14 protein-coding genes are annotated in these 21,145 nt (G+C 55.7%); 11 read left to right on the forward strand and 3 right to left on the reverse strand.

Going from position 1 to position 21,145, the window contains the following annotated elements; all coding sequences use genetic code 11:
- The first annotated feature begins 59 nt into the window (after nt 1-59).
- Nucleotides 60-1,112: a hypothetical protein gene (locus RIB44_10860; GenBank protein ID MEQ8617084.1), complete on the forward strand. Its 1,053-nt coding sequence runs from the start codon at nt 60-62 to the stop codon at nt 1,110-1,112.
- A 1-nt stretch (nt 1,113) separates the two neighbouring features.
- Here the strand turns inward: RIB44_10860 and RIB44_10865 are convergent, their stop codons facing one another.
- Complete coding sequence (locus tag RIB44_10865) at nt 1,114-2,202, reverse strand: glycosyltransferase family 9 protein (GenBank protein MEQ8617085.1); 1,089 nt, start codon at nt 2,200-2,202, stop codon at nt 1,114-1,116.
- 250 nt (nt 2,203-2,452) lie between these two features.
- Between RIB44_10865 and RIB44_10870 the strand changes: the two genes are divergently transcribed.
- The 3 genes from RIB44_10870 (at nt 2,453) to RIB44_10880 (ending at nt 5,484) form a co-directional block, all read left to right on the forward strand.
- On the forward strand, nt 2,453-3,601 hold the full coding sequence (locus RIB44_10870) for a C45 family peptidase (protein MEQ8617086.1): 1,149 nt from the start codon (nt 2,453-2,455) through the stop codon (nt 3,599-3,601).
- A gap of 228 nt (nt 3,602-3,829) precedes the next feature.
- Nucleotides 3,830-4,603, forward strand: coding sequence for a hypothetical protein (locus RIB44_10875; GenBank protein ID MEQ8617087.1), 774 nt, complete (start codon nt 3,830-3,832; stop codon nt 4,601-4,603).
- 98 nt (nt 4,604-4,701) lie between these two features.
- Nucleotides 4,702-5,484: a DUF2071 domain-containing protein gene (locus RIB44_10880; GenBank protein ID MEQ8617088.1), complete on the forward strand. Its 783-nt coding sequence runs from the start codon at nt 4,702-4,704 to the stop codon at nt 5,482-5,484.
- A 68-nt stretch (nt 5,485-5,552) separates the two neighbouring features.
- Here RIB44_10880 and RIB44_10885 read toward each other — a convergent pair whose 3' ends face one another.
- On the reverse strand, nt 5,553-6,524 hold the full coding sequence (locus RIB44_10885; protein ID MEQ8617089.1) for a methyltransferase domain-containing protein: 972 nt from the start codon (nt 6,522-6,524) through the stop codon (nt 5,553-5,555).
- A gap of 327 nt (nt 6,525-6,851) precedes the next feature.
- Between RIB44_10885 and RIB44_10890 the strand changes: the two genes are divergently transcribed.
- Together RIB44_10890 and RIB44_10895 are read left to right on the forward strand one after the other, a co-directional pair.
- Complete coding sequence (locus RIB44_10890; protein MEQ8617090.1) at nt 6,852-7,352, forward strand: N-acetyltransferase family protein; 501 nt, start codon at nt 6,852-6,854, stop codon at nt 7,350-7,352.
- Between the two features lie 70 nt (nt 7,353-7,422).
- Nucleotides 7,423-8,367 (forward strand): DMT family transporter, encoded by a 945-nt coding sequence (locus tag RIB44_10895; protein MEQ8617091.1) that lies wholly within the window; start codon nt 7,423-7,425, stop codon nt 8,365-8,367.
- Between the two features lie 43 nt (nt 8,368-8,410).
- On the opposite strand, the gene RIB44_10900 is transcribed toward RIB44_10895, so the two are convergent.
- Complete coding sequence (locus tag RIB44_10900; GenBank protein ID MEQ8617092.1) at nt 8,411-8,848, reverse strand: VOC family protein; 438 nt, start codon at nt 8,846-8,848, stop codon at nt 8,411-8,413.
- A 293-nt stretch (nt 8,849-9,141) separates the two neighbouring features.
- Between RIB44_10900 and RIB44_10905 the strand changes: the two genes are divergently transcribed.
- The 5 genes from RIB44_10905 to RIB44_10925 are packed head-to-tail and all read left to right on the forward strand — an operon-like array spanning nt 9,142 to nt 21,035.
- Entirely contained in the window at nt 9,142-14,181 is a 5,040-nt protein-coding gene (locus tag RIB44_10905) for a DUF5060 domain-containing protein (GenBank protein ID MEQ8617093.1), read from the forward strand.
- A 47-nt stretch (nt 14,182-14,228) separates the two neighbouring features.
- Nucleotides 14,229-15,827: an alpha-L-fucosidase gene (locus RIB44_10910; protein MEQ8617094.1), complete on the forward strand. Its 1,599-nt coding sequence runs from the start codon at nt 14,229-14,231 to the stop codon at nt 15,825-15,827.
- 44 nt (nt 15,828-15,871) lie between these two features.
- Complete coding sequence (locus tag RIB44_10915) at nt 15,872-17,788, forward strand: FAD-dependent oxidoreductase (protein MEQ8617095.1); 1,917 nt, start codon at nt 15,872-15,874, stop codon at nt 17,786-17,788.
- Nucleotides 17,785-19,509, forward strand: coding sequence for an FMN-binding protein (locus RIB44_10920; protein ID MEQ8617096.1), 1,725 nt, complete (start codon nt 17,785-17,787; stop codon nt 19,507-19,509). The genes RIB44_10915 and RIB44_10920 overlap by 4 nt, the downstream gene beginning before the upstream one ends.
- A gap of 8 nt (nt 19,510-19,517) precedes the next feature.
- Complete coding sequence (locus RIB44_10925) at nt 19,518-21,035, forward strand: sulfatase (GenBank protein MEQ8617097.1); 1,518 nt, start codon at nt 19,518-19,520, stop codon at nt 21,033-21,035.
- Nucleotides 21,036-21,145: the final 110 nt, after the last annotated feature.

Below are 21,145 nucleotides of genomic sequence, written 5' to 3' on the forward strand. Positions count from 1 at the left end.
TAGTGATTCGGGCTCTCAGCTTTCAGCCATCAGCTCTCAGCTTTTTTGAACCAGGATTTATGCTCGACTGGTTGGTTATTGGCGCTGACGCGAAACCAGCCGGTCGTGGCGTGCGGGGGATGGCGCTCGTCTGGTTCCTGCGGACTTACTTTGGTCGCCAAGCCGTGCAGTATCTTGAGCCAGGTCAGTGGCACAGTGATAGGCCCTCCGCAGAGACGATTTTTTTGGGGCTGCCGACGACGCTCACGCCTGAGGAAATCGAGGGCTTGCGGGAGAGCAGCGGCTGCCGGCGCGTCGTTGCCTTCAACTACTTCGATGAGCATGAACTGGCTTGGAGTGAAGACCAAGCGGCGGCGTTTCGCAAAGCGGGCGAGGTTTATCTCAAGCCCTGGAAGGAACCCGTGTGGGCGACGTTGCCGGAGTATGCCGAACTGAAAATGGGGACCCTGCCGATTCGCCGCTACGGTCGGTTCACCTGGGCAAGGCGGATTGATCGTTGGAAAGGTTGGTTCACAAAACGTCCTGAGCCGAAGTACGACGTGGCCTTTCTGGGACGACCGAATCACACGCGATACCTCATCGACGGCGAAATCACCAGCATTGACCAGCGTGTTGAGTGGATGCTTGACCTGAAACGCAACGCGCCTGAGCTGAAAGTTTGGGGCGGCCTCGTTGAAGTCAACGAAAAGCAGCGTCAATCTCTGACAGAGCGTCACGGCAACATTGATGATTTGCTGTATCAAGGCAACAAAGTGAATTTCGCCAAGTACTGGCAGAACATCCGGCGTAGCCGAGTGCTTTTGGCGCCCGGCGGGAATGTGCCTTGGACGTACCGTCATTACGAATGTCTTTATGCCGGCGCCGCGGTCGCGACGCTAGATTTTCGTGAGCGGGAGATGCTCGTGCCCATGCCGACACACAACATGACGCATGTGCCGGATGGCGAGTCTTGCCTGCCGGCGGTTCGCGAGGCGCTGGAGATGTACCAAACACGCCCTAGACTGGGTGCCGAGAACATTGAGTTTCTCGAAACGTATCTCAAGGATGCGGCCTATTCGCAGTCACGGGCGGCGCTGATTGTGCGGTTTCAGGAGCAGTTGGGGATTCGATAGGTCACGCGGCGACCTTTCTCTGGCTCTTCTTTTGGAGCGAATCAAGAACCGCGGTATGCACCCGATCCACACTCAGGTCTTGCATGCACCGATGATGCTTCAGCGGGCAAGTTCGCTGCATGCAGGGGGCACAATCGAGATTGAGTGAGAGTGGCGTCTCGCAGTTTGAGTAAGTGCGCGTCCACAACGTGCTCGTAGGGCCGAAGAGGGAAACGGTTGGCACGCCAAAGGCGATACCGAAAAAGCGCGGGCCACTGTCGGTGCTCACGAGTAGTCGGCTGCGACGGATAATGGCTTTGCTGAGGCCGATCGGTAGATCGGAAATCGGTGCCAGACTTGTCACCCGCGAGTCGGACGCTTCGTCGACGATTGCCTGGGCGACTTCGCGTTCGCTCGGGCCGCAGTTGATCAGCACATGTAAGTCTTGCTCGCGGGCGATGCGTCGGGCCAGATCCGTGAAGTGTTCCGCAGGCCAATCCTTCGCGGCTCCAAAGGCACCGCCGGTGTTGAACACGACGACTCGATCCGGGCTAGGCAGATCGAGCTTGTTCCAGGCTTCGTCGGCAGCTTGCTCATCCGCTGCGGTGGTTGCTAGTTCTAAAGTTGGCGGTTCTGGAGGGCACCCGGCAGCAGTTGCGACTTGAAGGTAGCCATCAGTCGCCGGGAGTTGAAGTTTTTCTTGGCGATTCCGACCATAATTCCCGAAGGAGCGTCCTCGCTTCGGTTCGTAAACGCGCGTTGTCAGGAGTAGTCCACGCAGGTCACGAGCGGTACCGATTCGCTCGGGGGCACCCGATTGGCGAGCCATCCAAGCCGTGCGGAGTGAATTGGTGAGTAGCACGATCCGGTCGAGCTTAGCTGCGCGAAGGAGAGCTTTCACCTGTGACCATTGAAGTTCTGGCTTGTCCGACTTTTTCGCCCAAAAGATCCGATCGTCGAACCAAGGGAGCCCGTCCAGCACTTGGCCGACGTAAGGTCGCATGATGCCAACGAACTGTCCCTGGGGATCGAGTTTCCTGAGTGCGCGTATCGCTGGCGTCGCCATGACGACGTCGCCAATCCAGTTGGGAAGAAAAACGCCTGTACGCATGGGGCAGCCGTAGGAGTTGGGGGGAAAACAGGGAGACTACGAGATTTCTCGCTAGCGGACAACAGAAGACGAGTTGGGTTGAGGGTGCTAGCTTTATTCGAGAACCAGCGCTCCGTTTTGAACACGGATCGCACGGATTTCACGGATCAATAATCAACGATCATCCGTGAAATCCGTGTCATCCGTGGCCTAAATATTTGCTATGTTGTTCTTTCAAGTTTCTTCCTGATACCCGGCCCCCAGTGCTTCTATGTCACGTCAACGTTTTTTTCTGTGTTTGTTTCTTCTCGTATCGCTGACTTCGATCGCGACATCTGCTGAGCGTGTTTTCGATGAGAAGGAAATCGACAACGCGCGGCTCTACTACCAGGGCGAAATCCCAATCGCAATCTTTTCTGGCACGCCGGAGCAGATGGGGCGGCAGCAGGCGGAGTTGCTCGCTAAGTCGAGCCAGCCCGTGATGGTTTTCCCGAAGCAGTTCATGGCGGAGTACGGCATGGACCATTTTTGGCCGTTAGCGACCGCCGCTGCTAAGACGTTGATGCTCAACGCGCCTGAGCACCATCAGCGCGAGTTAAAAGCAGCATCGGAACATGCCAACTTCGATGCTTCGATTCTTGATGTGGCTAATACCTTGCTCGAGTTGCGTCGCCTTGGCTGTTCGACAGTGGTGGTCGATTCGCAGATCACAGCCGGCGGCAAGCCCTTGTTCGGAAGGAACTTCGACTTCCCGACCTTGGGGATTCTTAACAAATACAGCTTGCTGGCAGTCTACCGCCCAGAGGAAGGGCACGCGTTTGCTTCAGTTGGCTTTCCCGGACTAAGTGGCGTCTTCTCGGGGATGAACGATGCGGGGCTCGCCGTGGCGACGCTCGATGTTTACCGTGCTGGGGACGGTTCGAAAAAGTACGCGCCTGATGGCGTGCCGCTGGGATTCGTCTTTCGAAGGATCTTGGAGGAATGCAGCACCGTTGATGAGGCCGAAGCGTTGCTTGCCAAAGTTAAAGCAACGACGTGGATGAACCTGACGGTCTGTGATACACAAAGCGGGGCCGTCTTCGAAATCTCGCCAAAGCAGATCGTCCGTCGCGATGCCAACCCAGCCGAGATGGTCTTGCCGGCGACGAATCATTTTCGCACCGAAGAGCTTTCCGTCGGCGAACGCTGCTGGCGAATTCCTCGTTTGATGAAGTTAGGAGAGCAGCAAGGCGTGACGGTTGCTGATGTCCACAGCTATCTCCAACGGGTGAGCTTTAAGGACATGACCCTTCAGACGATGGTCTTTGAGCCTGAGTCGCAGGTAATTCATCTCTCGATCGGGGACGTTCCGAGTGCTAGCGGCGAGTTGACGCGGATTGACTTGAAGCCGTTGTTTAGTAGCCCTATCGCTCCGCGATAGGAAAGCAGCATCACTTAATAGCGCTAGCTCACTTTCGAGGGATCGCCTCCTCAGATTCAGCATTTCCTGCCGCGGAGCGTCAGGGCTACATTGTTCGTGTCAATCTGGGCGATTTGGCAACGACAGCACGGGCACTTCGAGATTCTGTGAGGCCGTCGTCGAGGTTAGGGCGAAGAGAAATACATCTGCCCTGCCCTTTTGCCTTGCCCAAATCGCGAGTTGATTGCCGTGTCTAGCGATTTCTCGAAGCTTACCGCGCTTGTTACCACCAGCAGCCCCAAAGCCACAACGCGACTGCTGCGTAGCTTGGACCGCTACTGCGTTGGAGTGAATTCCTTGGTCGCCACCGATGAGCAGTTGGACGGTGACTCCGCAACGGCGGTCGGAGTGCCCGACACGCGGGATGTGAATACGAGCCGCAATGCGTTACTCGCCCGCGTGCGTACGCCTTACGTGCTGTTGCTGGACGATTCGATGGAGCTGACCAAAAAGTCACAGGTCGGACAGATGCTCGAAAGTGCGGTGACTGCCAAGTTCGATTTACTCGCGGGTGAGTTGCTGAGTTGTACAAAGAGCTGGGGGCTGTTCACCAAGCGAGAACCCAACCCCTCGCACGGAATCATCCAAACGCAAATGCCAGCGACGGGCGAAAAGGTTGAGTTTCAGCCCAAGGAGCTTTCAGGCAAAACCGCCCTGCCCTGCGACTTTACTCAGAGCTTCTTGGTTGCCCGCACCGACAAGCTGCGGGCACTAGGCGGCTGGACTTCGGCGTCCCCGTTTGACGAGCGAGAAGAATTATTTTTGCGAGCGAAACGCTTCGGCTTACAGGTTGGTCTGCTTCCGACGTCGACTGCCTCACGTTGGGTTAGTGATCGTCGTTCGAACGAGGATCAGAAGGTCGCCAAGCTGGCTGCTCTCTCTGAGCTAGGTGTGTCACAGGTGGTTGATTGCGAAGGGAATCAACTACAGGTCTCTTCGACTCAGCTTTCGCAGGCCGCTTAAAAGCAGTGTAGTTGCGAGTTTTAATTCACTCGCTCACGCTTCGTGCTTGTATTGGGTTTGGTTTATCGTTCATGCCGATTCGCGGTATGTTGATAACCATGAGCAACGTTTCAGCCGAGCCTCGTTCTCTCCCTTCCAACCAGTTGCCCAAACCGGACGGCAAGCCCGTGTTGCGAGCCGAGTGGCGGCACTTGGCGATGATCAACTACGAGATCGATCCGAAGGTCGTCGAGCCACTTGCCCCGGCGGGGACCGAGATCGACTTCTGGGAGGGTAAGACCTATGTCTCGATGGTCGGTTTCCTGTTCCTCAACACGCGCATCTTTGGAATGCCGATCCCCTGGCACATCAACTTTGAGGAAGTGAATCTTCGTTTCTACGTTCGACGAAAAGGTCCCGAGGGTTGGCGGCGAGGTGTTGTTTTCGTGCGCGAACTGGTTCCTCGCTGGGCGATTGCCTTCGTCGCACGTAAGCTTTACGCAGAAAAGTACTGGTCGACGAAGATGAGCTACGCAATCAGCCCGAGTAAAGAAAGCTCACCTCCCGAGAAGGCAACGTACCGTTGGGACTGGCGTGGAAAGCCCTACTTAATGACCCTGCAATCGAGCGACGAACCGATCGTGCCGGAAGAAGGATCGCAGCCCCAGTTTATCGCCGAGCATTATTGGGGCTACTCCGCTCAGCCGAATGGTACGACGAAAGAGTACCGTGTGGATCACCCCACGTGGCGCGTTTCGCCGGCTAGTTTTGCGAAGTTTGAGGGAGACTACGCTCACCTCTATGGCGATGAGTTTGCTGAAGCCCTAAGCGAGCAGCCTGCGTCTGCGTTTTGGGCTAAGGGGTCGGAGGTGTCGGTTTATCAGGGAATCCGACTTGGCTAGTAACGTATACTCATCTGGCGGACTACCCGTGGGCTGACGCCTCACGGCTCAAAGTTAGGTGGTAGACGCTACTTGCGTGCTAGGGTGATCGACATTGCGAACCCACGACACAGCAAGTGAGCGAGTTTTACAGGTAGCTTTTCGATCATCGGTTCGAGAAGCTGCTTGGCAAGTCGCCCTCCTCCGCCACAGGTGATCAGTCGTCCAGGAATCGAAACTAACGGCGTGCCGATGCTGCGGAAGCCGGCTTGCTTGAGTAGCATGACGACCTCCGCGAGGCGATATTCTTTCAAGTGCAAGCCGCGGGCTTCGGTTCTCAGCGGGCAGAAATCGCCGGTGACATCCGAAGGACGCAGCAGCCAGTTGGGGGTAATCGTGACCAGCGTGCCGCCGGGGGCGAGCAGCTCGTAGAGTTTGTTGAGATAATCACTGATTTCGTCAGGAGCGATGTGCTCGAAGACATCGTTCCAATAGATGGCCGTTGGTCGAATCTTGAGTGACTCTTCATCGACTTGTAAGAGATCACCCAGCAGAAGATTCTCCTCTTGCCGTTGCCCGAGGACCTCGACGGCTTGATCGCGCATCGTCGAAGAGACTTCGATGCCGCTGATGTTGTAGCCCTGACCGCGGACCTCTTCGAGCAGCTTGCCGCAGCCATAGCCGACTTCAAACAACGAAGGCCTAGCGATGCCTCGTTGGTATTGGCGTTCCAAGAGATTGAGGACCAAGCGAATATAGCGCTGGTCCATGCCCATCTCGAGCGGCTCTTCCCCCTCCTGCATTGCCGCTAAGATTGAGCAGACCGTGTTGTAGGCTTGGCCGGTAACGAGGGCTCGCTCGTTGGAGCCTTTGGGATAGGCAAGGATCGCACTGGCGAACTTCTGCTCTTGCTCCCACTGCAGCTCTTTCAGTTGCTCGGGGGCAAGCGGACTCAAATCGCAGAGTTGCCCATTAGCGAGCATCACTTCATTGGGCTCGCTGGCCGCCTCTATCGGGGCAGGCGTTTCGTTTTCAGCAATCGTTGGGGCAAGGGTGGCCATAGTCATTTCGCCGCGGCACTCGTGCCGCGCTGCATCGGGTCGTGATTTCGAGAAAAGATGCCCAACCCGCATGGGAATCGGGCACCCTGAAACTCTACTACGCACAGCTACCTCAGCGAGACTGTCGTGAAAGTATTTGGGTGCGGTCGTTTGCATTGTGACGATTATCTCCACACTATTATCCGCCCTGGACTGCTACCCCGTGAGGCGAACCCCGCTGGCGGTTATGATGTCAGTCGTGCATGACAGGGCAAACCGAGGGTTTACGCCCTGCGGCTCCGAAGCTCTGCAATCAGTTCCGATCGGTTCCGACGTCAGTACAATTCGATGAGTTCTCCCCTGACAATTCGCCTGGCTACGGTTGACGATCTGGCGTCGATTAATGCGATCTACAATGAGTACCCCTCCACTTCGACGACCACCTACGATCTTGAACCCTGGTCGCTGGAGCGCCGCCAGGAGTGGTTCGCAGGTCGAGAAGAGATTCACCCGGTGACGGTGGCTTATCGGAACGGCGAGGTTGTCGGTTGGGGAGCCTTGAGCACCTTCCGTTCACGCCCCGCTTATCGACAGACGGTCGAGAACTCGGTTTACGTGCATCCCGATCATGTCCGACAAGGCATCGGCAGCCAGCTCTTGGCAGACCAGATCGAGCGTGCGCGAAAATTGAATCTGAAAACGATCATCGCGGCGATCGACAGCGAACAGACGGGTAGCCTCGCGCTCCATCAGAAGTTCGGTTTCGTTGAACACGGGCGATTCGTTGATATCGGCTACAAGTTCGACCGCTGGCTAACCTCGGTGTTTATGCAGTTGATGCTGGATTGAACCTTCCCGATTCTGCCGTGTCATTCTGGCAATGCGTGCCATTCGCGTAGACCCTGTGCCAGGACTATTGATGTCGGTTTCTACTTCTGAAGTTGTTACAAGAGCCGATCAAGACGAAGAAATAGCTGGCTCTCAATTCAGCTCAGGCGTCGTGCTTGCCATTATCGGCACTTTTCTGTTTGCTCTAAAGTCGATTTTTATCAAGCTCGCGTTTGCTGCCGGTGCGGGACCGACGCTGTTACTGACGGTGAGGATGCTTTTCTCGTTGCCGTTCTATGCAATCGTGCTGTGGCGTTTGAGGTCTGCTTCGAACTGTCCGACGTTGTCTCGATCTCAGGTGATGAAGGCCCTTGGTCTTGGTTTTTTGGGTTATTACCTAGCCTCGTTCCTCGATCTTTCGGGACTTGAGCTGATCTCGGCGCAGTTAGAACGCCTAACGCTGTTTACTTATCCGGCGATGGTCGCGGTGTTGGCTTGGTTGTTCTTGGGAGAACGAATCGGACCACGGATTATCGCCGCGATTGTGCTCTGCTACGTCGGAGTCTTATTGATGTACGGACAGGAGAAAACGCTCGACGGCGGATCACAGGTCGGCACGGGCGTGCTCTTAGTTCTAGGGTCGGCCCTGAGCTACTCGCTCTACATCCTGTTCGCCAAGCCGGCGATGCAGCGGATCGGCAGCTTGCAATTCACCTGCCTAGCGATGATTGGCTCGACGTTTTTCGTGGTCGTGCACTACCTCGCGACATGCGAAGCCAGCGAACTGTTCGAAGCTCAATCGGTGGTCTACCTGTACGGGCTTGTTCTCGCCTTCGTTTGTACCGTGCTGCCGAGCTTCATGATCAACGAAGCCATCGTCCGCATCGGAGCGACCCGCACGACGGTCATTGGCTGCGTTGGGCCGGTGCTGACCATGCTGCTCGCGATTTCTGTGCTCAGCGAGCCCTCCTCGCCGCAGCACTTTGCGGGGATGGCGGTGGCGGTGGTTGGCGTGAGTTTGGTGGCGAAGAAGTAGAGTAACGAAGGTGATTTATGAGCCGTCAAGTTGTAGCCAATGATTAATCGAGATTATTGACGACTTCGTCAAAGGACAATTTCATGTTGATCGGTTGGAAGAAGGTGAGGCTGTAACCATCTGGGTCCTGCAAGGAAAACTCGCGGGCATTCCAGGGCTGATCTCTGGGGCCCGTGAAATTGACAACCCCTTTGGAGATCGCCTTTTCTGCAAATTTGTCAATGGAACGATTACCCATTGCAAAGTTTAGTGAAACGCCTACTCCCTTGCGTTCCTTTCCAGACTTTCCTTCGGGTAGCAACAAGAGATCGGCATACTTAGCCCAGCGCAAATGTGACAGAACCGGAACGCCTGCAGGCCCAGGCATTTCGAAGATCATCTCGAAAGCAAGCTTGTCGCGATACCACAGTGTTGATGCACTTATGTCATGCACCGACAACTTGGTAAAAGATGGCATCGGGTAGATCTCAGGTGTCGTCACAACTACGCCTTCTTGCTTGGGTGATAAATTCGAGCAGTGCTAAATAGCGACACAATAGCCAGATTGTTGGTTCGAATTATGTTTTCGAGATGAAGCTATAGGGCAATATTCACCCGCTCCTGAGACACTAAGGCCTAGTAGTGAGAATCACGACATTAGTTCACACAAGGGCCCAAAAATTGTATACAATGCATGAGTAGCTCTGAGTGCGGGGCTCAGCCGCATACGGAACAGAGCAAATCCCAGTCAGTAGCCACTCGGCTCCCCTTCTACTCTTTTGCATGTCTCGATCTATGTCTTTCCTTCGCATGAAGCACGCCGCCCGATCTCATCAGTCGGCGAACCTCTCTACGCAACTTCGTTTAGAGCAGCTTGAGCCGCGGCAGATGCTTGCCGGGGATGGGTTGGTTGGTGAGTACTTCAACGGTCAAGACCTTGACCAACCTGCCGGGATGCGGACCGATGCGACGGTCGACTTTGGCAACGATGCGCTGGGGGTTAATGCGTCGGGCATGGTCACCGGCGACGACATCTACTCCATTCGTTGGACCGGTTGGGTGCAGGTCGACACGGGCGGCCAGTGGCAGTTCACGACGTTCAGCAACGATGGCGTCAGGCTGTGGGTGGACGATACTCAAATCATCGACAACTGGACCACGCACACCAGCACGCGCGATGATGGGGCCATTACGCTCGACGCGGGCTGGCATCCAATTCGGTTGGAATATTTCCAGCAGGCCGGCACGTCGGACATGCGGCTTTTGTTCTCCGGTCCTGGTCAGAGCGAAATAATCATTCCGCAGTCGCACCTTTGCACGACACTGCCAGACACCGGCCAACCGATTGCCAACGCCGGGCCGGATCGTGTCGTGCTGCTGCCTGCGAATAGTGTGATTCTTGACGGTTCCGCGACCGACAACGGTTCGATCTCTACTTACGCTTGGTCCCAGCTGAGCGGACCCAGTACGTCGCAACTCGCCGGGGCGAATACTGAAGACCTTACGGCAAGCAACTTGGTTGAGGGTGTTTATCAGTTTCAACTGATGGTGACCGACAACGAGGCGAACACGGACACCGATACCGTCACTGTGAATGTGGTGCCGGAAACCGGCGGAGCCGTCATCACTGGCGAGTTAAAGCAGTGGCACAAGGTCACGCTCGACTTCGAAGGACCGACCACCAGCGAGACAGCCACCAACAATCCGTTCTTGAACTACCGGATGGATGTCACTTTTACGCACGCTGATTCAGGCGAACAATACGTGGTGCCCGGGTATTTTGGGGGTGATGGAAACGCGGCCAACACGGGTGCCAGTTCGGGCAATGTGTGGCGAGTTCACTTCGCACCCAGCGAAATTGGCGATTGGACGTATACCGCGTCGTTCCGCTCGGGGACGAACGTTGCCGTGAGCACCAATCCGCTAGCCGGTGCCAGTGGCGGTTTCTTCGACGGCGCCGGCGGAGCTTTTGCCGTTGCTGCGACGGACAAAACCGGTCGCGATCTGCGTGGTAAAGGTCGACTCGAATACGTGGGTGAGCGGTATCTGAAATTCGCCGGCAACGGTGAGTACTTCTTGAAGCAAGGGCCCGACGCCCCGGAGAATCTGCTCGCCTACGAGGATTTCGACAACACCACGAACGAAGGGGGCCGCCGCAAGTCGTACGCTGCCCATGCGGGCGACTGGAATCCGGGCGATCCTTCCTGGGATGGTGGAAAGGGAACCGAACTGATCGGGGCGGTCAATTACTTGGCTTCTGAGGGGCTTAACGCGTTCTCATTCCTGCCGATGAACATTGAGGGGGACGACAAGAACGTCTTCCCTTACATCTCGAAAGCTGCTGCGGACCGCACGCGCATGGATGTGTCGAAGCTGGACCAATGGGAAATCGTCTTCGAACACGCCACGCAGCAAGGTTTCTTCCTGCACTTCAAAACGCAGGAGACCGAGAACGACCAGCTACTCGATGGCGGTGCGTTAGGCAATCAGCGACGGCTGTACTATCGCGAGTTGATCGCCCGGTTCAGCCATCACTTGGCGTTGAACTGGAACCTGGGCGAAGAGAACACGAACACGACGCAGCAGCGGAAGGATTTCGCGCAGTTCTTCTACGACAACGATCCGTACAACCACCACATCGTGATTCACACGTTCCCGGGGCAGAAGGATGCGGTTTACGATCCGCTGTTGGGCAACGCGTCGAAGCTCACGGGTGCGTCACTCCAGACGAGCAACTCCAGCTTCACGCAAGTGCATGCGGACACGGTGAAGTGGGTGAACGATTCAGCTGCTGCTGGCAAGCCGTGGGCGATTGCAGTGGATGAGCCGGGTGATGCTCAAGCTGCTTTACGTCCCGATAACGACGCTGGAAATAGCCATGAGGATGGTCGCAAGAACGCCCTCTGGGGAACCCTCATGGGCGGTGGCTACGGCAACGAGTGGTACTTTGGGTACGGTCACGCTCATTCCGACCTCACTCTCGAAGACTTTCGCAGCCGGGACGATTGGTGGGACTACACACGCTACTCGCTAGATTTCTTCTACGACAACGAGATCCCGTTCTGGCGAATGCAGAATGATAACTCGATTAGCACGGCTTCGAACGACTACGGCTTCTATGAGCCGGGCGAAGTTTACGTTGCTTACCTGAAGAACGGCGGCACAACGAACATTGACTTGGCTGGTGCAAGTGGGCAATTCGAGGTGAAGTGGTTCGACCCACGCAACGGGGGCGACCTGCAGAACGGCTCGGTCACGACTGTAGCCGGTGGCACTTCCCAGAACGTCGGGCAAGCACCGGACACGACGGGACAAGACTGGGTCGTACTCGTTCGCAAGCCTTTGATCGTCGATCAAGGTCCCTTTGGCGGCACGCCTCATCAGGTTGCCGATGGAACAATTATCCAGTTCGAGGATTACGATGAGGGCGGCGAAGGCAAAGCCTATCACGACACAACGGCCACCGGATTTGGCAACCATGCTCGCGGGGGAAGTGTTGATGCGGGGCCTGCCACGGGGGCAGTGGGAGAACGAATCGGCTGGATTGATGATGGCGAGTGGCTGGAGTACACGGCTGACATTACCGCGGGGACCTACTACGCGACGGTGCGTTACTCTTCGATCGTCAATAACGCAGGCACCGTCCGACTACTATTAGGTGACGGGCCAGACGGAGAGAACTTCACCGAGCTGGCGACCTTCAATTTGCAATCCACGGGCGGTTTCACTCAGTGGGCTGATCTGTCGATTCCAGGGATCACGCTTGCCGAGGCTGATGGCAAGGTTCTACGAGTCGAGCTTGAAGGTTCGCTGTTTGAACTCGACTACTTCCAGTTCACCACAGCACCGCCGACGAATACGGCCCCAGACGTGACGATCGATAGCGTCACGCAGGTGGTAACTGAGAATCCCAGCGATGGGGTTTACCAGGAATCAGGCGGGTTGGTAATTATGGAGATGGAGAACACCACCTCGCCGTTGGGACTCTGGCAGCCGCAGACTGCGTACGCGAATTTTACGGGAGACGGGTACCTGCAATTTACAGGGAATGGCACCGCCAGTGGCCCGCCGAACTCGCCGTTGGAGTTCAAGTTTAAGATCAATCAGCCCGGTTTATACTACCTGCACTTGCGAGCCGCTCGCGACACCACCAACGGTCAGCCCAGCGATCACAGCAACGACGCTTACGTTCGGGTGGAGGGTAACTACGGGGCAGGCCCCAATGCCGGCAATACTCACGGTGACGATGCTCCGCTAAGCATGTTGATGAGCGACACGAAGTTCTTCGGCGGCACAGCGAATAGTTTTTCTTGGAACTCGGGCAATCGCCTCGATCCCGGCGGGCACGACAATAAGCGGGTCGCAGTTTACGATTTCCAAGCGGGTGAGGAGTACACGCTGGTTGTGTCGGGCCGCTCAAAGTTCTTTAGCGTCGATCGCATTATGTTCCGTCACGCGAGCGTTGCCACCGGCACGGCTCAGAGCTTAACCAATCCCGAGTCCTCTCAGTCGGGCGGAGAAGAAGTTGCCGAGCGGACCTTCGAGATTGAAGCGACCGTGACTGATGACGGGCGGACGAATTCTCCACCGATTTTGCAGTGGACGAAGCTATCAGGTCCTGGAACCGTTACCTTTGACGATCCCAATGCGGAAGACGTCACCGCTGAGTTCAGTGCCGACGGAAACTACGTCCTTCGCCTGACCGCCGACGATGGCGAGAATATCACAAGTGAAGATGTCGCCGTGGCCGTGCAAACTGTGGTCGAACCGCTTAGCTTCAACGCGATCGATGATGCCTATCTCGAGAACAATAACCCATTCAATGATGGTTTTCTCAAAGTTGAGAATGCCTCGCGTAATCGAACGAGTTATCTGAAGTTCGATGTTTCTGGCTTGGGTGGGAACGAGGTCACCAATGCGACCTTGCGTCTACAAGTGAACGGCGACGCGGGTTCTGGCGGAGTTACCGCTTACCTTGGCAGTCACAACTCTTGGACAGAAACGACGATTACCAATGCCAATAAGCCGACAGCCGGTGTCGCTCTGGATACCGTCAGTGGCTCGCACAGCATTGGCCAGACGCTTGAGTTTGACGTCACCGATGCCGTGAATGGCGACGGACAAGTGACCTTCGTCTTGCAATTGGCCTCCGGCGGCAATGACGTCTGGTTTAGTTCCAGCGAAGGAGCGGCTCCGCCGGAACTTCTGATTGAAGCGGCCCCCGTGTTGCCCGGACCGGGCGACTTTGACACCGACGACGACGTCGACGGATTCGACTTCCTTACTTGGCAGCGGGGGTACCCGAGCCCTTACAACAGCAATGATTTGGTTGACTGGCGAAACCACTACGGCGTGGCCGATTCGCCTGCCGATGGCTTCCAGTTCCTTGCTATGCAGCGTAGCTATGGGGAACCGTATGACGGAGAAGACATTTCCTCATGGCGAGACGGCTATGGCTCGACGGCGTCGCTAAGTCAGGTAAGTGCCCCAGCTTCATCGGAGACTCCAGCACCCCTCGCAATCGCTTCTGTTGTTGCCGCTGATAGCAGTGAGCTCGCTTGGCTTGCGCAGGCAGCTCTACGCGTCGATGTGCAAACGTCTGTCGGCACCTTAGAGCCACCTGGATCTGAACAACAGCTTAGCAGCCAGATACCGCTTGTTGTCGATTCGTTGTTCGGAGTCTCTGCTTCTGAATCTCAAGACGCTGCTATCGGCGCTGTGGACCATCGAGCCGCCGTTGATCTCGCTCTAGCCGATCTCGATGCCGATTCGCTCGATGCATCAAGCCTTCGAACAAACTCGTCCGAAGCTGAGAGCAAGTCGAGTTTGAAATAGGCTTTCCCACTGAAACGATCACTCCCTTTAACGCTTTTGAGGTATTCATGAGTTCCAGGCTCGTTGTCGTAGCACTCTGCACTGTCGCAATCGGCGGTCAGGCCTTTAGCAAAGCACCCCACGACCCCACCCAACCTCACCCACTCGTCGAGCCCGCTTTGGAGAAGGTGGAAGCAGGAATTGGCGAAGGTCCGTTTGAAGCAAACTGGAAGTCCCTAGAGAGCTACGAAATTCCTCAGTGGTACAAAGCTGCCAAGTTCGGAATCTTCATTCACTGGGGTGCGTACAGCGTGCCCGCTTTCGGTAGTGAATGGTATCCCAGGCAGATGTATATCAAGCACGAGCGACGTGGCGACAATTTCTACGAGCATCACCTGAAAAAATACGGACCGCACAAAGACTTCGGCTACAAAGACTTCATCCCGCAGTTCAAAGCGGAGAAGTTTGACGCCGCAGCCTGGGCCAAGCTGTTCAAGGAGACAGGCGCCCGTTATGTAATTCCGGTCGCTGAGCACCACGATGGCTTTCCGATGTACGACTGTGCGTACACACGTTGGGACTCGACGGAGATGGGGCCCAAACGCGACGTGATTCAAGAGCTTTCCGAAGCAGTTCGAGCGGAAGGCTTAAAGTTCGGAGTAAGTAGCCATCGAGCGTTCAATTGGATGTTCTACGTCCGCGACGAATCGTTCGACAACGCTGATCCGCAGTACGCCGATTTGTACGGCCGTCCGATGCCCTTCCTGTTTGAAGACGATGCGTGGGATTACAAGAAAACCTTTGTACCTCAAGACAAACAGTTCATGGACGATTGGCTGGCTAGAAGCTGTGAACTCGTTGACAAGTATCAGCCTGATGTAATCTGGTTCGACTTCGGCATCACCCCTGGCCGACAGGAAGCGACTTACGACGACAATCCTTTCGGCGAGCACTTGCAGAAGTTTGCAGCGTACTACTACAACCAGTCTTCGAAACAAGCCGACGGGCTTGGCATTATCAATTACAAATGGGGCGCTTTCCCCGAGACGGCCGCTGTGCTGGATAAAGAGCGGTCGAAGATGGCCGAGATTCGTAAGCCGTTCTGGCAGACCGACACGGCGGTGAGCGCCAGTTCCTGGGGTTATACGGAGAACCAACGCTATAAGAAGCCGGGGCGATTGATCAACGATCTGGTCGACATCGTCAGCAAGAACGGTTGCTTGCTTCTCAACGTCGGCCCACGTCCCGACGGGACGATCCCCGAGGAAGATCAAGCGATCCTCCGCGCTATCGGTGACTGGCTGAAGATCAACGGCGAGTCGATCTACGACACCACCTACTGGAAGACTTTTGGTGAAGGGCCAACCGGCGTCTCGACGGGACATGTCTCAGAGTCGAAGGACAAGCCTTTCACGGCTGAAGACCTTCGCTTTACCACGCGTGACGACATCCTCTATGTCACGGGGCTCGCTTGGCCTGAGGACAACAAAGTCACTGTGAAGACGCTGGCCAAAGGCAGCGAACACTATCCCGAGGAGATCGCGGAGATCGTTCTCTTGGGGTCTGATGCCAAACTGAAGTGGAGCCGCGACGAGTCTGGGCTTTCCATCGAGTTGCCTACGGAAAAGCCTTCAGAGTATGCTTATGTCTTGAAAGTGACCAAATAGTGAATCGTTTTTCGTGCGTCGCTTACCCGTTAGCTTGAATCCCCATGAGAAAATCCGTGTCGCCTTTAGCACAGAGACTCCTTAGTTGCGTTCTGATACTAGTCTCTACGGTCGCGCACGCGTCCGTGGCTCATGCCGCGGAAGATTCTCTGCTGGTTGAAGCAGAAGGCTTCGAGAAGCATGGCGGCTGGAAGCTTGATACTCAGTTCATCAACGTGATGGGTTCGCCCTATCTGTTGGCTCACGGACTAGGTCAGCCTGTCGAGAATGCTGCGACGAAGGTCGAGTTTCCCAGTGCTGGAAAGTATCGAGTTTTCGTCAGAACAAAAGATTGGGTTGCCAAGTGGAACGCGCCGGGTGCGCCTGGAAGGTTTCAATTGGTGGTCAATGGTCAGCCACTTGAACACACGTTCGGCGCTCAAGGTAAAGATTGGCACTGGGAATCTGGCGGTGAAGTTGAAATAACCGACACCTCGGCGACGATTGCTCTAAACGATCTGACCGGTTTCGACGGTCGCTGTGACGCAATCTTCTTCACCAAGGGCAATGAGGCTCCCCCCGAGGACTCGAAGATCCTTTCCGATTGGCGTCAGCAGCAACTAGAGCTTCCCGCCGAGCCGCAGGAAAAAGACGGTTATGATTTAGTCGTCGTCGGTGGCGGTTATTCGGGGATGGGGGCCGCGATCTCGGCTGCCCGTTTGGGTTGCAAAGTAGCACTGATCCAGAACCGCCCCGTGCTGGGTGGCAACGGCTCAAGTGAAGTCCGGGTTTGGTCACAAGGGTTAGTACGTCGCGGAAGATATCCCCGTGTTGGCGAAATCGTTGACGAGTTCAGCGAAAACGCGAAGAAATCGCCTGGCACTTACGAGGAGTTCGAAGACGCCAAGAAGGAGTCGATCGTTCGGGCTGAAGAGAACATCGACCTGTTCCTGAATCATCACGCCTATGAGGTTCAGACACAAGGAAATCGAATCACCGCGGTAACAACGCTCAACACAAAGACAAACGAGCGTACCAAATTCAGTGGTCGCAACTTTGTTGATTGCACTGGCCACGCAACCATTGGTTTTCTTGCCAAAGCGGATTGGGAAATGACCCCCAAAGGCCGCATGGGAATGAGCAATATGTGGGCCTGGGCTGAGTCTCAAGGGGAGAAGAGCTTTCCCGAGACACCTTGGGCCCTTCAGCTGACGATGGACGATTTTCCCTATCCTCGCGACCACCACGGACAATGGTTCTGGGAGGGGGGCTTTGATAAAGATCCAATCAACGAAGCCGAGGCAATCCGCGACTGGAATCTACGGGCCGTCTTCGGTGCTTTTAACGCGATGAAGAACGGCGACGGGGCCGAGGAACACAAGACCGCTTACATGACCTGGGTGGCGTATATCGGTGGGCCGCGCGAGTCGCGCCGCCTGCTCGGTGATGTGATTCTCACGCAGGAAGATATTGCCGAAAAGCGCGAGTTCAAGGACGGCTGCGTACCTAGCACGTGGAGCATTGACCTCCACTATCCGAAGAAGGAATACGCGAAGAAGTTTCCCGACAACCCGTTCATTTCGATTGCCGTGCACGATCGCAATATCGATCGGACCTATGGCTACCCCGTTCCGTACCGCTGCTTTTATTCTCGCAACATTGAGAACCTATTCATGGCAGGTCGGTGCATAAGCGTCACGCACGAGGCACTGGGTACGACTCGTGTGATGCGAACCTGCGGCATGATGGGTGAAGTAGTCGGCAAAGCGGCCACGGTCTGTGCGGCCCGGGATTGCACTCCTCGTGAAGTCTATGAACAGCATTGGGAGGAAATGGATCAACTACTCAAGCTTCCCGGTAAAGCGTATCGAGCCAGCTTCGATGACGACTTCACGGTTCCTGAGGATGCGATGCCCCTCGCGCCTGCCAAGGGGCGGACCTACGACGAACGGAAGACTGCAGCAGCGGCTAGTGAAGAATGACGAGCTCCGGTTCGCACCCTCGTCGCATCGCTCATCTGGGCTCTCCGCTTCGAAAATACGTGCTGCATGCAACGCGGGTAGCGATTTTCATCGCGATCATCTGGCTGATCCATGACCGGCATCAGCGACACATGGAGAATGTCGCCGGTGAGGCGGCGATACCCCTCGATCATCTGCAAGAGTATTTCCCTCAGGGCGTTATGGTTGCTGCGGATGCCGAAGGAAGTAGCCTACACTCTGTCATTTTGGATGAGAACGGCGAGATCGTGGGACGGTTTTTTGAGACCTCGCCAGAGGGCGACGACATTATCGGATTCTCTGGCCCAACCAACGCCCTAGTTGCGTTTGATGCTGAAGGCAAGATCTGTGATGTATCGATCCTCTCCAGTCAAGACACCCGCGACCACGTTAATCAGGTAAAGAACGACGAACACTTTCTGAAATCGTTTAATGGCATGACGCGGGAAGAGGCAGCCCAGTCCACTGAAGTGGACAGTGTCTCGGGGGCAACGCTGACGGCCCTTGCCATTCGACAGGCGATCATCAAGCGTCTGGGTGGAGGGCAACGTTCGTTGAAGTTTCCCGAGCCACTTTCCGTCAAGGATGTTCGCCCGTTCTTCCCAGAAGCGATCAGCGTTAGTGTCGATGAGGCTTCCAGAGTTTGGGAAGTCAAAAACGACCACGGTGACACTTTGGGAACCGTCTTGCGTACGGCTGATGCGGCAGAGAACATTATCGGCTATCAAGGACCTAGCGATTCGTTGATCGGATTAAGCACGGAAGGAAAAGTCATCGGGCTGGCGATTCGCAAGTCCTACGATAACCAGCCTTACGTGGACTACGTGCGCGAGGATCGCAAATTCCCCAAGGCGTTTCTTGGACGAACTCGCGTGGAATTGGCAGAACTCAATTTGGAAGAGGCGGGCGTTGAGGGCGTCTCGGGGGCAACCATGACGAGCATGGCCGTGGCAGAGGGACTGATCGCTGCCGCTAAGCATCGAGAACAACCTGGTGGCGGGGCCGATGCTCAGCCCACTTGGCGACAGTCGCCCTCTCTTCACGACTATGGCACGGCTCTTACCATAGCCTTGGGGATGGCAATCGGTCTGACCTCCCTGCGAGCAAATCGAAAGCTGCGGATTGGTTTTCAGATATTTCTGATCGTCTATCTCGGGCTAATTGCCGGTAATCTAGTCTCACAAGCGATGCTCGTTGGTTGGGCTCAGAATGGCGTTCCCTGGCGATCAGCCATTGGTTTGGCCTTGCTCGCAGTTGCCGCCTTCATCTTGCCGATCACGACGAAACGGAACCTCTATTGCTCACATCTCTGTCCGCACGGTGCAGCACAAGAGTTACTCAAGAGACGTGGATTTCGCCAAGTGAAATTACCCGCCAAGCTGAAAGTGGTCCTGAAGCTCTTGCCAGCTTTGCTTCTGCTGTGGTGTCTCTTGGTGGGAATGACCGCAATCGGTTTCAGTCTTGTTGATATCGAACCCTTCGATGCTTATGTCTGGAAGATTGCTGGCACAGCGACGATTGTTGTCGCCATTGTTGGCCTCGTCGCTTCGTTGTTTGTGCCGATGGCCTATTGCCATTACGGCTGCCCAACAGGGGCCCTGCTGAATTATTTTCGTTTCAATGCACGCAGCGATCGTTGGACCAATCGTGATTGGGCCGCGCTGAGTTTTCTTATCATCGCCTGTGTCTTGTGGGCTCGTTGAGAACTATTATGAAACATCGACTTTTGTTTTGCCTAGCCGCGCTATCGGTCAGTTCCGTAGTTCCGAAGTTCGTCGTTGGCGATGATGCTGCCGCGAAACGAAGCATCCAGCCAAATATCGTTCTGATCATCGCCGACGATATGAACTGGAACGATTGCGGCGCTTACGGCCATCCGGCAATTCGCACGCCGAACATCGACCGGCTGGCGGCCGAGGGTTTGCTCTTCAAGCATGCGTATCTCACGACCAGTTCTTGCAGTCCCTCGCGATCAAGCCTGATCACAGGAAAATATCCTCACAACACAGGAGCGGAACAACTCCACTGGCCGCTGCCTGAGGGGACACGCACCTTTGTCCAAGAGCTAAAGCATCAAGGCTACTATTGTGCTTCAGCCGGGAAGTGGCATTTGGGTGATGCCGTGAGGGATCATTTCGATCGAATCTATGACGCTTCGATGGCTGGCTTTGTCTTACCGACCGGTGACGACAACAAGCCCGGCAAGATGGTCGCCAAGAAGCCGAGTGGTTGCGAAAACTGGGAACGCGCCCTGGATGATCGTCCGAAAGACAAGCCCTTCTTCATGTGGCTGGCAGCGCTCGACCCACACCGGTCTTACGAGGAAGGAACGCTCGACCCGCCGCATAAACTTGAGGACGTCATTGTGCCGCCGCACTTGCCCGACGTCCCCGATGTCCGTGAAGACCTGCGCAGTTACTACGACGAGATCGGACGCCTCGACAAGTATGTTGGTAAAGTCATGAAGAAATTGGAAGACCAAGGCGTGGCCGACAACACGCTCGTCCTCTTCATTACCGACAACGGACGACCTTTCCCACGTGACAAAACGACGCTCTACGATGGAGGCATCCGCACGCCGTGGATCGTTCGCTGGCCGGCACGCGTGAAGCCGACTTCAACAACCAACGCGCTGGTTAGTGCCGTGGACTTGGCTCCGACGTTCCTCGAACTGGCCGGGTCGACCGAAGACGCTTCACTCATGGTAGAAGGCGAGAGCTTTGCCAAAGTGCTTTCTCACCCCGAACTTCCTCACCGAGAATTTGCTTTCGGCGAGGATCACTGGCACGACTACGAAGATCATGCACGCTGCGTCGTCACCCATCAGTTCAAGCTCATTCGAAACGACTACGTCGATCTTGCTCCCACTCCCTCTGCCGACGCAGGCCGCGGCTTAAGTTGGCTGGCGATGCAGAAGCTTCATTCGGAAGGCAAGCTGAAGCCCCATCAACAGACTTGTTTCGACGCTCCTAGACCGAAATGGGAACTTTACGACCTAGAGCGAGATCCAGGCGAACTGGACAACCGCATGGACGACCCTGCCTACGAGAGCGTCCGAGATCGCTTAGCTGCAGCCCTTGATGAATGGAGCAAAGCAACCAACGACTTCATGCCATCCAGGCGAACCCCTGACGAGTTCCATCGTTCGACGGGGTTGCCTGATCACAGCGTTCGCATGCGACCGCGCCGTTCGAAGCTTGAAATGTTTGGGACCAATGGCAAGTACTAACAACGTAGAGCGTGCACTCCTGCCCGTTAAGTCGCGGCTTCAATCAAGGAGTCGTCCAGGAGTGGCCATCCTCTAGCCGCTTGCTGCACCATAACGCTGCTGGGTAGCTT

This window comes from Lacipirellulaceae bacterium (assembly GCA_040218535.1).
In the GTDB taxonomy this organism is placed as follows: Bacteria; Planctomycetota; Planctomycetia; order Pirellulales; family Lacipirellulaceae; genus Adhaeretor.